This window comes from Kitasatospora sp. NPDC057198 (assembly GCF_042670125.1).
Lineage (GTDB): Bacteria > Actinomycetota > Actinomycetes > Streptomycetales > Streptomycetaceae > Kitasatospora.
Window position 1 is genome coordinate 1 of record NZ_JBHUWH010000180.1, and the last position, 14,240, is coordinate 14,240.

General features: G+C 76.6%; 13 protein-coding genes. 8 read left to right on the forward strand and 5 right to left on the reverse strand.

The genetic code is table 11. The annotated features are described in order from the left end of the window. Positions 1-250: 250 nt before the first annotated feature. From ACFUEL_RS20665 to ACFUEL_RS20675, 3 genes are all read left to right on the forward strand, one after another. Positions 251-1,477 carry a serpin family protein gene (locus ACFUEL_RS20665; RefSeq protein WP_380237878.1) on the forward strand — a complete coding sequence of 409 codons (1,227 nt, stop codon included), beginning with the start codon at positions 251-253 and terminating at the stop codon, positions 1,475-1,477. Positions 1,478-1,587: 110 nt separating this feature from the next. Continuing rightward, on the forward strand, positions 1,588-2,316 hold the full coding sequence (gene lepB / locus ACFUEL_RS20670; protein ID WP_380237862.1) for a signal peptidase I: 729 nt from the start codon (positions 1,588-1,590) through the stop codon (positions 2,314-2,316). A 34-nt stretch (positions 2,317-2,350) separates the two neighbouring features. Next, on the forward strand, positions 2,351-2,761 hold the full coding sequence (locus ACFUEL_RS20675) for a DUF3224 domain-containing protein (protein WP_380237864.1): 411 nt from the start codon (positions 2,351-2,353) through the stop codon (positions 2,759-2,761). A gap of 56 nt (positions 2,762-2,817) precedes the next feature. Here ACFUEL_RS20675 and ACFUEL_RS20680 read toward each other — a convergent pair whose 3' ends face one another. The 3 genes from ACFUEL_RS20680 to ACFUEL_RS20690 form a co-directional block, all read right to left on the reverse strand. Beyond that, a complete protein-coding gene (locus tag ACFUEL_RS20680; RefSeq protein WP_380237865.1) occupies positions 2,818-4,038 on the reverse strand; it encodes an aminotransferase class V-fold PLP-dependent enzyme in 1,221 nt (406 codons plus the stop codon). A 119-nt stretch (positions 4,039-4,157) separates the two neighbouring features. Then, on the reverse strand, positions 4,158-4,526 hold the full coding sequence (locus ACFUEL_RS20685) for a hypothetical protein (RefSeq protein WP_380237866.1): 369 nt from the start codon (positions 4,524-4,526) through the stop codon (positions 4,158-4,160). A gap of 97 nt (positions 4,527-4,623) precedes the next feature. Then, the gene (locus tag ACFUEL_RS20690; protein WP_380237867.1) at positions 4,624-5,271 is read right to left on the reverse strand and encodes a helix-turn-helix domain-containing protein; all 648 of its coding nucleotides are present in this window, start codon (positions 5,269-5,271) and stop codon (positions 4,624-4,626) included. Between the two features lie 119 nt (positions 5,272-5,390). Between ACFUEL_RS20690 and ACFUEL_RS20695 the strand changes: the two genes are divergently transcribed. Both ACFUEL_RS20695 and ACFUEL_RS20700 read left to right on the forward strand, forming a co-directional pair. Next, the gene (locus ACFUEL_RS20695) at positions 5,391-6,209 is read left to right on the forward strand and encodes an MBL fold metallo-hydrolase (RefSeq protein WP_380237868.1); all 819 of its coding nucleotides are present in this window, start codon (positions 5,391-5,393) and stop codon (positions 6,207-6,209) included. Between the two features lie 162 nt (positions 6,210-6,371). Beyond that, the gene (locus ACFUEL_RS20700) at positions 6,372-7,181 is read left to right on the forward strand and encodes an alpha/beta fold hydrolase (RefSeq protein WP_380237869.1); all 810 of its coding nucleotides are present in this window, start codon (positions 6,372-6,374) and stop codon (positions 7,179-7,181) included. Positions 7,182-7,462: 281 nt separating this feature from the next. On the opposite strand, the gene ACFUEL_RS20705 is transcribed toward ACFUEL_RS20700, so the two are convergent. Both ACFUEL_RS20705 and ACFUEL_RS20710 read right to left on the reverse strand, forming a co-directional pair. Beyond that, positions 7,463-8,245 carry a VOC family protein gene (locus ACFUEL_RS20705; protein WP_380237870.1) on the reverse strand — a complete coding sequence of 261 codons (783 nt, stop codon included), beginning with the start codon at positions 8,243-8,245 and terminating at the stop codon, positions 7,463-7,465. 294 nt (positions 8,246-8,539) lie between these two features. Further along, positions 8,540-10,777: an MFS transporter gene (locus ACFUEL_RS20710; protein WP_380237872.1), complete on the reverse strand. Its 2,238-nt coding sequence runs from the start codon at positions 10,775-10,777 to the stop codon at positions 8,540-8,542. Positions 10,778-11,092: 315 nt separating this feature from the next. Between ACFUEL_RS20710 and ACFUEL_RS20715 the strand changes: the two genes are divergently transcribed. The 3 genes from ACFUEL_RS20715 to ACFUEL_RS20725 form a co-directional block, all read left to right on the forward strand. Next, positions 11,093-11,668: an O-methyltransferase gene (locus tag ACFUEL_RS20715; RefSeq protein ID WP_380237874.1), complete on the forward strand. Its 576-nt coding sequence runs from the start codon at positions 11,093-11,095 to the stop codon at positions 11,666-11,668. A 122-nt stretch (positions 11,669-11,790) separates the two neighbouring features. Further along, on the forward strand, positions 11,791-12,351 hold the full coding sequence (locus ACFUEL_RS20720; RefSeq protein WP_380237875.1) for a DUF421 domain-containing protein: 561 nt from the start codon (positions 11,791-11,793) through the stop codon (positions 12,349-12,351). Positions 12,352-12,713: 362 nt separating this feature from the next. Continuing rightward, a partial coding sequence (locus tag ACFUEL_RS20725; protein WP_380237876.1) for an amino acid adenylation domain-containing protein occupies positions 12,714-14,240 on the forward strand: 1,527 nt, incomplete at its 3' end.

A 14,240-nucleotide genomic window follows, 5' to 3' on the forward strand; every position in this document is an offset into this window, starting at 1 on the left:
CCATGGCGCCCCACCGACCCCGCACCACGCCCCGCAGGCCCGGCGGCACCCGCGCCGCGCCGCCGCACTCCGCGGACCCGCCTCCCCGCACGTCCGCGAGCCCCTCGCCGCCCACCCCGGAACCACCCCACCCGCTCGGTGCACCGGCGGGGCGGCGAGGCCGGACACCCGATAACCCCTCGCGCCCCGGCCGCCCCGGCGCCTACTCTCCGGCCCAGGACCGCCACCGGGGGAGAACCGCACCGTGCCGATGCACCGCACCGTCCGCGCCGTCAACGACCTGACCGCCCGTTGGGGCCGCGCCGCCCCGGCCACCGGACGGAACACCGCCCTCAGCGCCCCCGGCGTCTGGGCCCCGCTCGCCCTGCTCGCCGCGGGCGCCGCCGGCCCCGCCGCCCGCGAACTCGCCGAGGCGCTCGGCGTCCCGATCGACCGGGCCGCCGCCTCGGGCCGCGACCTGCTCGCCACCCTCGACCGGACGCCCGGCGTCAGCGCCGCCCTCGGCCTGTGGACCGCCGACCGCCTCCCGCTCGAACCGGCCTGGACCGCCGCCCTGCCCCCGCACACCCACGGCCGGCTCACCGGCGCCCCGGACGCCGACCGGGCCGCGCTCGACCGCTGGGCCGCCGACCGGACGGACGGGGCCGTCCCCCGGATGCCCGCCGTGCTCACCCCGGACACCGAACTCCTGCTGGCCGGTGCGCTCACCGTCCGCACCGACTGGATCCGCCGCTTCGAATCCGGCCCCCACCGGCCGGAGACCGGCCCCTGGCAGGACCGCGACCTCGCCGGACTGTGGCGGCACACCGGACTGCTCGACCGGGTCGGCGTCGCCGACACCGCCGCCGGGCCGCTCACCGTGCTCAAACTGCTGGGCCGGCGCGGCGTCGACGTCCACCTCTGCCTCGGCGCGGAGGACGCCGACCCCGGCGCCGTCCTGGCCGCCGCCGTCGGCACCGCCGCGCACCCCCGCACGGTGCGCCCCGGCACCGAACTCCCCGACGGCGAACCCGGCCCCGGCCTGGAGGCCCGCTGGGTGCGCAGCTACTCCCGCGAGCCCGAACTCTTCGTCTGCACCGTCGAGTTCGACCTCGCCGACGACCACGACCTGCTGGAACGGGCCGAGCTGTTCGGCCTGCGCACCGCCTCCGACCTCAGAAGCGGCCACTTCCCCGGCGTCAGCACCGAGCCGCTGGGGATCGGGTCCGCCCGGCAGACCACCACCGCGGTCTTCGGCCCGCGCGGCTTCCGCGCCGCCTCGGTCACCGCCTTCGGAGCCGCCGGCGGCGGCATCGCCGCACCGCCCCCGTACCGGGTCCGGCACCTCGACGCCCGCTTCGAGCGCCCCTTCGCCTTCCTCGCCGTCCAGCGCACCTCCCGCCTGGTCCTGGCCGCCGGCTGGGTCGCCGACCCGAAACCGGCCGACCCGGAACCGGAGTACCCGGAGGACGACGACGGCCCGGAGGCCGAGTGGTGACGCCCCCCTGCGCCCGGCGTCCGGGGTACCCGCTACGCTCTCCGCTCGATCCCGTGCGAACCGCACGGTGACAGCGGACTCCGTACGGCGGGTGGGGGAGCGGGAACGGCATGAGGCAGTGGAGCGGGTTCGGCAAGGCAGCGCTGATCGTCCTGATCGTCGGAGTGCTGATCCCGATCGGGGCGATCGCCTACGGGTTCACCCTCCAGCCGCGCTCGAACCTGCTGGGCAGCGACAGCATGTCCCCCACCTACCGGTCCGGGCAGCGGGTCGTGACCTACGCCGTCGAACCCGAGGACGTCCGGCGCGGCGACGTGGTGCTCTTCACCGCCCCCATGGAGCCCGGCGGTCAGCCCGAGACGAGCCTCAGCCGGGTGATCGCCCTCGGCGGCGACCACGTCTCCCAGTGCGGCCCCCAGCCCGTCCAGCTCAACGGCGCCCCGCTCGACGAGCCCTACCTGCAGGGCGGCACGCCCAGCGGTGAGAAATGCTTCGACGTCACCGTCCCGGCCGGGGAGATGTTCGTGTTGGGCGACCACCGGGTCGCCGCCTTCGACTCCCGGTACCGGGGCACCTTCCCGCTCTCCTCGGTGATCGGCCGCGACCACGGGAGCGACGCCGTGCTGACCACGGTGGGCATCGCCGTGTTCTTCGGCCTGCTGCTGCTCCCGGTCGCCCTGGTGCTCTCCCTGATCGCCCGCCGCCGCCGGCGCACCGCCCCGCCGCAGTACGCCGGCTACCCGGCCTGGGTGTTCCAGCAGACCCCCGGGGCCCCGGCCCCGGCCCCGTTCGCAGCCCCGGCCGAGGCCCGGCCCGCCACGACCACCGAAGGGTCCTGACGGTCTGTCAGTGCGGGCGCCTACCATCGCGCGCATGCGAGCATCAGGCACCTTCACCGTCCTCGAGTTCACCCCCGCGCCCGTCCCGGAGAGCGACATCAAGACCGCCGCGGGCGTCGGCGTGGCCACCATGCACAAGGAGTTCGGCGGCGAGATCGAGGGGCGTTCCGACACCCTGTTCACCGCCGCCTACGACCAGGCCGCGGGCGTCGGCACCTACCTGGCCATGGAGTCCTTCACCGGCACCCTGCACGGCGCCGAGGGCACCTTCAACTTCGCGCACTCCGCGACCACCCTCGGCTCCGGCCGGGACGGCGAGTACTTCGTGATCGTCCCCGGCAGCGGCACCGCCGCCCTCACCGGCATCACCGGCACCGGCGGCATCGTCGTCGACGAGGACGGCACCCACCGCATCCACCTCGACTACGAACTGCCCGCCGAGTAGGCCCCGCCCGACGACACCGGTGCGGTGCGCGTCAGCGCGTCAGCGCACCTGTGTGCTCACGCGCCCACGAGCTCACGCGCCCACGCGCACAGCACCGGCACGCACCGCTCCGCGAAGTACTCGTAGTCCTCGGCGGTGTTGTACACGTGCGTGGAGAGCCGGAAGTACCCCGTCCCGCCGAAGCTGGTGAACGCCGCCTCCACGCCGAACTCGGCGGCCAGCCGGTCGCGCAGCGCGTCCGCCTCCAGCCGGGTGCGGCCCAGCCCGGCCGGGAGCCGGACCAGGCGCAGCGCGTTCACCGGCATGCCGACGTCGGCCGCGGCCGGCTCCCCGGTCGCGTCGGTGATCGCCGCGCCGATCAACTGCTCGGCGTAGTCCGCGAGTTCGCCCATGTAGCGGCGGGCCCCGGCCCAACTCCACTGCTCGGCGACGAAGTCCAGCGCGGTGGGCGCCGCCAGGTAGCCGGTGAGGTCCAGGGTGCCCTGGGTGTCGAAGCGCTCCGGGAACGGCTCCTCGGCGCCCCAGGAGTCGATCAACGGGTGCAGCGAGTGCCGGAGTTCACCCCGGGCGACCAGCGCGGCGGTGCCGCGCGGCGCGCAGCCGAACTTGTGCAGGTTGCCCACCCAGGCGTCGCAGTCCGCCCCGGCCCGCGGGTCCTCGTCCAACCCCGGTACGTGCGCGGCGTCGACCAGCAGCGGGACGCCCCGCTCCCGGGCGAACGCGCCGACCAGGTCGACCGGCAGGTAGCGGGCGGTCGCCGAGGTGATCCGGTCCAGCACGATCAGCGCCGTCCGCCCGGTCACCGCCCCGGTCACCGCCGCCGCGGCCTCCTCGGGCCCGGCCCCCAGCGGCACGTGCACCGTGCGCACCGCGCCGCCCCAGCGCCGGGCCAGTCGCGCCGCCCCCATGGTCACCGCCCCGTACCCGTGGTCGGTCACCAGCACCTCCCCGCCGTCCCGGTGCGGCAGGCTCCCGTACACGGCGCTCGCCCCGGCGCTCGCGTTCGGCACCAGCGCCGTGAAGCCGGCCGGCACCCGCAGGAAGTCGGCGATCGCCGCCCGCGCCGCGGCCACCCGCCGCGGCAGCCCGGGGAACCACACCACCGGCGAGGCGTCCATCTCCTCGCGCAGCCGCTGCTGTTCGCGCTGCGCGACCAGCGGCACCGCCCCGAACGACCCGTGGTTCAGGTGCCGCATCCCCGGGTCCAGCGACCACCCGGCGGCGGCGGGGCGGCCGTCCCGCAGCAGCAGGGGCTCAGGCGCGACGAGGGTGCCCACGACTTCTCTCCGATCCGGCCGGGAACGACGCTGCCCCCGTTGACCTGCGAAGATCCTGACACAACCGGCCCCCGCCCCGACCGGCGGCCCCGAGCCGTTCGGCGGCGGCCCCCGGGCCTTCAGCGGCGGGGCATGCCGCCGTGCGGGCTCTCCACCACCAGCGGCAGTGAGCCCTCGGCCAGGTAGAAGTGGTCCGGGTGGTGCTCGATGTGGAAGTGGCCGCCGTCCTCCAGGGCGGCGATCTCCCGCAGTTCCTCCGCGAACACCGCCCGCCCGGCGTCCCCGCCGCCGATCGCCAGCAGCGAGCGCCCCTCGTCCACCGCCGCCAGCACGCCGCCCTCCGAGGCCCGCACCTCGACCCCGAGCAGGCTGCCGTGCGCGGGCAGCAGCCCCGCCCCGGCGCCCACCAGCCCGGCCAGCCGCCGCAGTTCCTCCGCCGACCCGGCGAGGAGCACCTCGCCGTCCGCCGCACCGCCGGTGATCTCCATCCGTCCCCGCCCCTCCGTCACGGGCCGGCCATCGGCCCCGGGCCAGCAGTGTCCCAGGCCCGGTGCGGGTCCGGTTCGGGCCCGGTGCAGGCCCGGCTCAGGCCCGGCGGGAGATGAACATGACGTACTCGCAGGGCGCGTCGGTCCGGTTGGCGAAGCCGTGGTCCGCGTCGGCCTGCAGGAACAGCGAGTCGCCGGCCCGCAGCGTCTCGTCGGCGCCGCCGAGCCGGACGGTGAGGGTGCCCGCGAGCACCAGGAGCTGCTTCTCGGCGCCCGCCGGGTACGCGGGCAGCAGCCCGGTGGAGACCCGGGCGGGGAGGCGGTGCAGGACCATCTCGGCCCCGCCCGCGCCCGGGGCCGCCGACACCACGTGCCGCTCGAAGCCGGTCTCCGGGTCGCGGAAGACCGGCCGGTGCTCCGCGCGCAGCACCACGGCCACGCCGGACGAGGCGCCGGACGGGGTGGTGGTGGTCGAGCCGCCGGGCGGGGCGGTGGCCGGGGCGCCGGTCAGTTCGGAGAGCGTGGCGCCGAGCGCGTGGGCGATCCGGGACGCGACGCCGATCGTCGGGCTCTTCTCGCCGCGCTCGACCTTGGAGAGCATCGCCCGGCTGACTGCCGACCGCGCGGAGAGCTGCTCCAGCGTCAGGCCCGCCTCCTCGCGCCGCCGCCGCACCCGGCCGCCGAACGCCCCGGCGAGCTCGTCGCCGTGCGGCGCCCCGGCCGCGGTTCCGTCCTGCTCGGCCACCGTGCTCCTCGATCGAATGGGGTGTCTGCCCGTACGGCCCACAGTGTAGTGTTTCTCCTATCGAAGATACGTTCTTCCATCGGAGACGCGCCTCGCGCGTCCCGTCACGAGGGGGTTCCATGCGCCTGGTCTCCAGCGGCCGGCTGCACACCGCGTTCCAATTCGGCGACCTGCGGGTCGTCGCGCTGCGGGACGGCCACATCGACATGCCGCCGACCCGGCTCCGCCACGAGGACGGGTGCGGGTTCGACGAGCTGCCCGACGGCGTCCCGCTGGTCGGGGGCAACCTGCGGCTCGCGGTCAACGCCTTCCACGTCACCGACGGCACCCGCTCGCTGCTGGTCGACACCGGCGGCTCCGACGTCTGGCCCGAGCCGGGCATGGGCCTGCTGCCCGAGGCCCTCGACGAGGCGGGCATCGACCGGGCCGGCATCACCGACGTCGCCATCACCCACCAGCACGAGGACCACGTCAGCGGCCTGGTCGCCCCCGACGGCACCGAGACGTTCCCCGGGCTCGAACGGGTGTGGATCGGCGCGGGCGACACCGGGGTCCTCACCGGCCGGCTCGCCGCGTTCCGCGACCGGGCCGTCCCGGTCACCGAGCGGGTCGCCGTCAACGACTGGGCCACCGCGCTCCCCACCCCGGGGCACACCCCCGGCCACACCGTCTACGAGATCACCAGCACCGCCGGCCACCTGCTGGTCTGGGGTGACACCGTGCACGTCCCCACCCTCCAGTTCGGCCGCCCCGGCGTCACCTGGGAGTACGACGCCGACCGGCCCGGCGCCCGCACCGCCCGGCTGGCCCTGCTGGAGCGGCTCGCCACCCCCGACCACTACGTGGCCGGCGCCCACCTGGACTCCCCGGGCATCGCCCGCGTCAACCCCGAGGCCGACGGTTACGCCCTGGAGTATCTCGCCCCGCCGCTCGGCTGACCCGGCCCGCGGCCCGCGGCGGGTTCCGGCCCCCCGCGCCGCCCTGCCCGGCTCCCGCGGGGGTTCCGCCCCCCCGCGGGGCCGGGAGTCCCGGCGGCGACCGGCCCCGCGGCGACGTCCGTGCGGAACCGGGGGCCGGCGGCCGGGCGGCATCCTTTGGGCATGGGTACCCGCCAAGACAGGTACGTGCACGGGATGCGCGTGGTCCACGACGGCCCGCGGGAGGCGCCGCCGCTGGTCCTCGTCCACGGGTCGGGGGCCGCGGGCAGCTCCTGGGGCCCGGTGGTGCCGGCCCTGGCCGGCCGGCACCACGTCATCCGGATCGACCTCCCGGGCCACGGCCAGTCCCCGCCCGCGCGGTCGTACGACGTGCCCGGACAGGCGGCCAGGCTGGCCGCGGCGCTCGACGAGCTCGGCGTCCGTGCGGTCACCGCGGTCGGGCACTCCAGCGGCGGGTACGTCGCCACCGCCCTCGCCGAACGGCGCCCGGACCTGGTGGGGTCGCTCGCCCTGATCAGCAGCGGCCCGAGCCCCGACGCGCTCCTCGCGCAGCCCCTCTTCCTCCGCACCCTGCTCGAACCGCCGCTCGGCCCGCTCCTGTGGCGGGTCCGCTCCGACACGGTGCTCCGCCGGGGCGTGACCTCGGTGTGCCACCGGCCGGTGGACGTCCCGGACGAGCTGGTCGCCGACGTGCGGGGCATCGGCTACCGCACGTTCAGGACGGTGCTGTGCCAGAACGGCGCGTACATCGCCGAGCGGAGCCTGCCCGCCCGCCTGACCGCACTCGACGTCCCGCTCCTGGTGGTCTTCGGCGCCGCGGACCCCCGCTGGGACCCGGCATCGGCGCACCACTACGCCACGGTGCCGAACGCGCGGATCGAGCAGCTGCCCGGCGTCGGGCACTTCCCCATGCTCGAAGCGCCGGAGGCGACCGGCGAGTTGCTGCTGCACTTCGCGGCGACGGGGCACTGACGCCTCCTCGGCGGGGCGGCTCCGGGGCGAGGACAGGTCCGGTCCGGCCCGCGCAGGGGGCGTCCCACCCCGGGCCGCCGCTGGTCGAAGACCTTCCGAAGGCGCCCGGTGAAGGCACCGCAGAACGCCGCGGCCCGGACCGGACGATCCGGACCGCCCGCGACGACTCCCCCCGTCGAGCAGGAACCGAGCCCAGCGCCGTTACCGGCAAGGGGCGCTCCTGTCGTGAACGCGCGGCCGCCCGCCCCGGACGGCGTCCGGGGCGGGCGGTCCACCGGGGCCTACGCCATCGGCTGCGGCCTGATCATTGCGAACGGCGCGCCCTGCGGGTCGGCGACCACCGTCATCCGGCCCGCCATCATGTCGAACGGCGGCGCCAGCACCGTCCCGCCCCGCTTGGCCAGCGCGTCCACGGTGGAGTCCACGTCGTCCACCGCGAAGTACGTCAGCCAGTGCGCCGGGGTGCCGGGCGGGTCGTTGGCCAGCAGGGTCACCCCGCCGACCGCCCGGCCGCCGACCCGCAGCTCCCAGTACGAGTCCGCGCCGTCCAGCGGCTCGATCTCGATGCCGAACGCCTCGCCGTAGAACGCGGTCGCGGCCGGCACGTCGCTGGTGTGCAGCTCGTTCCAGGTCAGCGCGCCGGCCTCGTTGACCACCTGCGCGCCGGAGAACCCGCCCGGCTCCCAGACGCCGAACACCGCGCCCTGCGGGTCCGCGGCGACCAGCATCCGGCCCAGTTCGCCGACGTCCATCACCGGGACGAGCAGCGTGCCGCCCGCCGCGACGATCGCGTCCTGGGTGGCCCGCGCGTCGGTGCTGGCCAGGTAGCTGGTCCAGACGGTCGGCGGCTCGGGCATCCCCTCGGGCGCCATCGCCGGGCCGATGCCGGCCACGGCCTTGCCGTCCAGCTCGCAGACCGCGTACCCGCCGAACTCGGCCGGGCCGGGCTCGCCCTGCCAGCCGAGCAGGTCGCGGTAGAAGTCCAGCGCCGCCTGCTGGTCCTTCGCCATCAGATCGACCCAGCACGGGGTGCCGGTCGCGTACGGGGTGGTGACTTCGGGCATCTCTCGCTCTTTCCGGTTCGGAACATCCGGTGCGTCCCCCGCCAGCCACCCTCCCGGCCCGCCCCCGCTCCCGCCACCGGGACACGCCCCCGCCCCCCGCGAGCCCCGGCGGCACGGCCCTCCGGGCACCGCCCGTTCGGCCGCACCACCCGGCCCCGCGCCCCGCCCCCGCCGGTCCTGCTGCCGGGGCCGACCCTCGCCGTCCCCGCCGCCCGCCGTCCCCGCCGCCCCCGGCCCTCGCGTCCTGCCGCCGTGGTGCGCCCCGCGCCCCGCGCCCCGCGTCCGGAGTCCCGGTCAGGCCCGGGTGAGGGCGATCAGGGCGATGTCGTCGGCCAGCTGGTGCGTCCAGTCGCGGACGTCCTCGGCGAGGTCGCCGACCAGCCGGCCCGGGTCGGCGGCGCGCAGGGCGGCGAGCCGTTCGCCCAGGGGGTAGAACTCGCCGGAGGAGTTGCGGGCCTCGCTCAGCCCGTCGGTGTGCAGGAGCAGCGCCGAGCCGTCCGGCAGGGCCAGCGGGGTCGGGACGGGGGAGGGGCCGAGGCCGAGCGCGCCGAGGCCGAGCGGGAGCAGGGCCGGGACGGGGGTGGTGCGGACGCCGTCGGGGCCGACCCGGAGCGGGGCGAGGTGGCCGCAGTTGACCACCTCGACCTGCGCGCCGCCGTCCCGGTGCTGGAGCAGCAGGGCCGTCGCGAACAGTTCCTCGTCGCCGCGGGTGGCCGCCAGCCGGGCCAGCTGCCGGTCCAGCCGGGCGGCCAGCTCGCCGAGGTCGGCGGTCTCGTGCGCCTGGGAGCGGAAGCAGCCCAGCAGCTCGGTGACGGTCTGCACGGCCTGGAGCCCCTTGCCCCGGACGTCGCCGATCAGCACCCGCGTCCCGTGCGGGGTGCGCACCGCCTCGAAGAAGTCGCCGCCGACGCCGGTGCCCGCCGTGGCCGGCTGGTAGTGCCCGACCAGGCGCAGTTCGCCCAGCCGGGTCGGGATCGGGTGCAGCACGGCCTGTTGCAGGGCGATCTCGTTGGCCCGGACGCGGGCCAGCCGTTCCGACTGCTGGCGCCGGCTCCACGCCACCAGGCCCATCGCCGCGCCCACCGCCAGCGCGGCCACCGCCGCCCCCGGGCGGTCCGCGACCCGTTCGCCCGCCAGCGCGACCAGCAGCAGGTGCTGCGCCCCGGCCGCGCCCGCCACCGTCAGCGACACCACCGGGCGGCCCAGCAGCATCGCCACCAGCGCGACCACGCCGCAGGACACCCACAGCACCGTCTCCAGCTCGCGGTGCCCCGCCTCGCCGGTCAGCAGCGAGGTGCTGCCCGGGACGGCCTGCGCCAGCACCCCGCCGAACAGGATCGCCGCCGGGTACAGCGCCGAGGCCGCGGCCCGCCGCTGCCGGGGCAGCGCGGCCAGGAAGCCGGCCAGGTACGGGATCTGCGCGACCACCAGGCCGAAGCCGACCAGCACCGAGACCGCGCCCGCCACCAGGGCCGCCTGCCCGGCCCCGGTGGGCAGGAAGTGCAGCGTGGCCAGGCCCACCGCGGCCAGCGGCAGGCCCAGCGAGGCGCTGGTCATGGGCGTCAGCCGCCAGTGCCGGGCCACCAGCCCGGCCGCCAGCATGCCCAGCCCGTACCCCGACATGGCCAGCGTCGTGTGCGCCACTGTCACGCCGCGTTGCAGCAGCAGGACCGGGACGGCCGCCATCAGCCCGAGCTGGGCGAAACCCAGCGTCGCGCCGGCCGCCACCGCCCCGCCCGCCGCACGGGCCGGCACCCCGGGCACCGGCGGGCCGGGGCGGTGCCGCGCCAGCCGTACCGCCCGCACCCGGCAGGCCGCGCACAGCAGCACCGCCGCGCACAGCAGCACGCCCACCAGCGGGTCCGACCAGCCGCGCGACGGGCCCAGTTCCAGGGCCGCCACGCCCAGCAGCGCCGCGAGCGCGAGCCCCGGACCGCACAGCGGGGCCGAGGTGGTCGAGGGTCTCGGCAGGCGGTCGCGCGGCAGCAGTCGCAGCGAGACCAGCAGCAGCAGGCCGGCCGCCGCCGGGAGCAGCGACTCGCCGAGCCGCCAGCCGGCCGCCGCGTCGATCCGCACCGCGATGTTCGCGCCCAGCACGTAGGCCGTCGCGACGCCCGTGATCGCCCCGCCCACCACCCGGGTGATCCGCCCCGGCAGGTTCAGCACCGGGACGGACGCCAGCGCGGCGATCAGCACCCCGGCGGAGCCGGCGTCCTCCACCGTCCGCCCGAACAGGTACGCCCAGGGGTGCTGCGCGGTGACCGTGACCGCCCCGCCCGCCACCATCGCCCCCAGCGCCCACCGCAGCACCCGCGGCCACCCCCACACGTCCGCCGCCCGCCCCGCCAGCAGGAACGTTGTCAGCATCGCCAGCGCCGACCCCAGCTGCGCCGCGACCGTCGCCCCCCGCCCCAGCCCGAACTCCGCGACGGCCCCCGCGGCCGTGGCGCCGCGCAGCAGCGGCAGCAGCACGCACAGCGAGGCGGCCGCCATGAGCAGCAGCCGGACGGCGCGCCGGGGGGTGCCGGTCACGGGGGGCTCCTTCGGCAGGTCGGTGGGAAGCAAGGCTTCCAGAGGCCCGGAGTGACCAGAAGGGAAGAAGGTCACATAAGTCATATTTATCGCTTACCGGGCATCTGCCAAATACCGCCCCCCCCGGCCCGGTCGGCCCTCCGGCAGCGGCAGGAGCCCCGCGGGCGGCCGGGACGGATCCGCGCCGCCCGACGGGGGCCGCGCCGTCCCCACCGGGCCGGGGCTGTCCACAGGGTGGAATTCCCGGCGGGCGCGAAGCCAAGTCGCTAGCGTACGAAGGACGTTGACCGGACACCAGCCAGGAGGACCGCCTTGATGCTCACGACCGACTCCCACCCCGCCGTACTGACCGCGATCGCCGAGGAGTGCGCGGCGCTCGGCTTCGAGATGTCGTGCGACACCACCACGGGGCAGCTGCTGCGCACGCTCGCGGCGGCCCGCCCCGGCGGCCGGGTGCTGGAGCTGGGAACGGGGGCCGGGATCGGCACGAGCTGGCTGCTGAGCGGGATGGACGCGGCGGCCCGGCTGACCAGCGTCGAGCTGGACGCGCAGGTCGCGGCGGTCGCGGCCGGCCGGCTGGGGGCGGACCCGCGGCTGGAGCTGGTGGTGGGCGACGGCGCGGAGCTGATCGACGCGCTGGAGCCGGGCGGCTTCGACCTGGTCTTCGCGGACACCTGGCCGGGCAAGTTCCACCACCTCGACCAGGCGCTGGCCCTGCTCGCCCCGGGCGGCAGCTACCTGGTCGACGACCTGCTGCCGCAGCCGACCTGGCCGGAGGACCACGCCGCGGCCGTCACGGCCCTGGTCGAGCGGCTGACCACCGACCCGCTCCTGCACGCCACCTACCTGGACTGCTCGACCGGCCTGCTGCTGGCCACCCGCCGCCCGTAGATCGCCGCCCGTAGATCGCCGCCCGTAGGCCGCCGCCCGTGGGCCGTGGGCCGTAGGCCGTTGGGGTCGGCCGCGGGCGTGGGGCCGGTGCGGGCGGCCCCACCGGCCCTACGGTGGCCGCCATGTGGCAGGACATGTTCGTCGCGGGGATCCCGTACGCCGAGAAGGCCATCCGCACGGTGCTGGTCTACCTGGCGCTGCTGGTGCTGCTGCGGCTGATCGGCAAGCGCGGGCTGGCCCAGCTGAACACCTTCGACCTGGTGGTGATGCTGCTGCTGTCGAACGTGGTGCAGAACGCGGTGATCGGGAACGACAACTCGGTCTCCGGCGGCCTGTTCGGGGCGCTGGTGCTGCTGGCCACGGACTGGGTGCTGGTGCGGCAGGCGGCCCGCTGGGACTGGTTCAACCGGCTGCTGGACGGGACGCCGACGGTGCTGGCCCGGGACGGCGCGTACGACCGGCGGACGATCGCCCGGCAGGGGATCCGGACGGCCGACCTGGACGTGGCCGTCCGGCACCAGGGCGGCGACGCGATCGAGGAGACCTCGCTGATCGTGCTGGAGCCGGGCGGGACACTGCTGGTGAAGCTCAAGGAGGGCGACCAGGTCGCGGACAAGGACGACGTGGCGGCGATCCGGGCGGCCCTGGCCGCGATCGAGGCCCGACTGCCCGCCGCCGACTGAACACCGGCCACCCCCGGCCCCGCACGACAGCCCCCGCACGAAAGCCCCGGCCACCCGGAGAAGGCGGGAGCGTGAACAGTGGGTGAACTCCCGGAGTACGGCGGCGTGTCGGCGCCCTGACCACCCGTCAGCCCGGACGGCCGCCCGACCCCCGCAACCTGCCGTTCAGCGGCGCGGGCTGACGCACCGTCGGCCTACGCCGCCCCGTCCCGCCCCCGTCGCGGACGGTTCCGGCGGTCGCCGCCTCCGGCCGTCCACCCGTCCTGACCGGTAAACTTGCCCAGGTTGTCGCGCTTTCGACGCCTTCGGCCGACCACCTTCGAGCGGCCGCCGGGGACCCCAGGACGAGGACCGCCGCCGCCATGACCACCGCCCCCGCCGCCGCGCTGTTCCGCGCCCAGGCCGCGCCCGCCCCGCGCACCCTGGTCGACGTGCTGGCGGCCACCGCCGCCGCGCACCCGCAGGAGCCGGCGCTGGACGACGGGCGCGAGACGCTCGGCTACGCGGCGCTGCTCGCCGAGGTCGAGAAGGTCCGCCGCCACCTGGCCGGGGCCGGTGTCGGTCTCGGCGACCGGGTCGGCGTCCGCGTCCCCTCCGGCGGCAACCAGCTGTACGTGGCGATCCTGGCGGTGCTCGCCGCGGGCGCCGCCTACGTGCCCGTCGACTTCGAGGACCCGGACGAGCGGGCCGAACTGGTCTTCGGCGAGGCCGACGTCAACGCGGTGATCGGCGCCGACTACCGGCTGGAGAAGGTCAAGCCGTCCGGCCACGACGCGCAGGCGCCCGGCCCCGGGCACGACGCCTGGATCATCTTCACCTCCGGCTCCACCGGCAGGCCCAAGGGCGTCGCCGTCAGCCACCGCAGCGCCGCCGCGTTCGTCGACGCCGAGGCCGCGATGTTCCTCCGGGACGAGCCGATCGGGCCCGGCGACCGGGTGATGGCCGGGCTGTCGGTGGCCTTCGACGCCTCCTGCGAGGAGATGTGGCTGGCCTGGCGGCACGGCGCCTGCCTGGTGCCCGTCCCGCGCGCCCAGGTGCGCTCCGGCGCCGACCTCGGCCCGTGGCTGGCCGAGCAGGAGATCACCGTCATCTCCACCGTCCCGACGCTGGCCGCGCTGTGGCCCGCCGAGGCGCTGGACGAGGTCCGGCTGCTGATCTTCGGCGGCGAGGCGTGCCCGCCCGAACTCGCCGAGCGCCTGGTCACCGAGGGCCGCGAGGTGTGGAACACCTACGGCCCCACCGAGGCCACCGTGGTCGCCTGCGGCGCCCTCATGACCGGCCGGGCCCCGATCCGGATCGGCCTGCCGCTGGACGGCTGGGAGCTCGCCGTCGTCGACGGGGCCGGCGAGGTCGTCCCGATGGGCGGCAGCGGCCAGCTGGTGATCGGCGGCGTCGGCCTGGCCCGCTACCTCGACCCGGCCAAGGACGCCGAGAAGTACGCCCCGCTGCCCTCCCTCGGCTGGGAGCGCGCCTACCGCTCCGGCGACCTGGTGCGCGCCGAACCCGAGGGCCTGGTCTTCCTCGGCCGCGCCGACGAGCAGATCAAGCTGGGCGGGCGGCGGATCGAGCTCGGCGAGGTGGACGCCGCCCTCCAGGCGCTGCCCGCCGTCTCCGGCGCCGCCGCGGCCGTCCGCACCGCCCGCGGCGGCAACCAGCTGCTGGTCGGCTACCTGGTCGCCCAGGACGGCTTCGACCGGGACGCCGCCGTCGCCCGGCTGCGCGCCGAACTGCCCGCCGCGCTCGTCCCGCTGCTCGCCACCGTCGACCACCTGCCGACCCGCACCTCCGGCAAGGTCGACCGGGACGCGCTGCCCTGGCCGCTGCCCGAGCTGGAGACCGCGGGCCCCGCCGAGCAGCTCTACGGCACCGAGGCGTGGCTGGCCGAGCAG

What these genes read in the sequence shown, in the direction of transcription:
- ACFUEL_RS20665 (WP_380237878.1), top strand. Translation starts at nt 251, where the DNA reads ATGCACCGCACCGTCCGCGCCGTCAACGACCTGACCGCCCGTTGGGGC.
- lepB (WP_380237862.1), top strand. Translation starts at nt 1,588, where the DNA reads ATGAGGCAGTGGAGCGGGTTCGGCAAGGCAGCGCTGATCGTCCTGATC.
- ACFUEL_RS20675 (WP_380237864.1), top strand. Translation starts at nt 2,351, where the DNA reads ATGCGAGCATCAGGCACCTTCACCGTCCTCGAGTTCACCCCCGCGCCC.
- ACFUEL_RS20685 (WP_380237866.1), bottom strand. Translation starts at nt 4,526, where the DNA reads ATGGAGATCACCGGCGGTGCGGCGGACGGCGAGGTGCTCCTCGCCGGG.
- ACFUEL_RS20695 (WP_380237868.1), top strand. Translation starts at nt 5,391, where the DNA reads ATGCGCCTGGTCTCCAGCGGCCGGCTGCACACCGCGTTCCAATTCGGC.
- ACFUEL_RS20700 (WP_380237869.1), top strand. Translation starts at nt 6,372, where the DNA reads ATGGGTACCCGCCAAGACAGGTACGTGCACGGGATGCGCGTGGTCCAC.
- ACFUEL_RS20705 (WP_380237870.1), bottom strand. Translation starts at nt 8,245, where the DNA reads ATGCCCGAAGTCACCACCCCGTACGCGACCGGCACCCCGTGCTGGGTC.
- ACFUEL_RS20715 (WP_380237874.1), top strand. Translation starts at nt 11,093, where the DNA reads ATGCTCACGACCGACTCCCACCCCGCCGTACTGACCGCGATCGCCGAG.
- ACFUEL_RS20720 (WP_380237875.1), top strand. Translation starts at nt 11,791, where the DNA reads ATGTGGCAGGACATGTTCGTCGCGGGGATCCCGTACGCCGAGAAGGCC.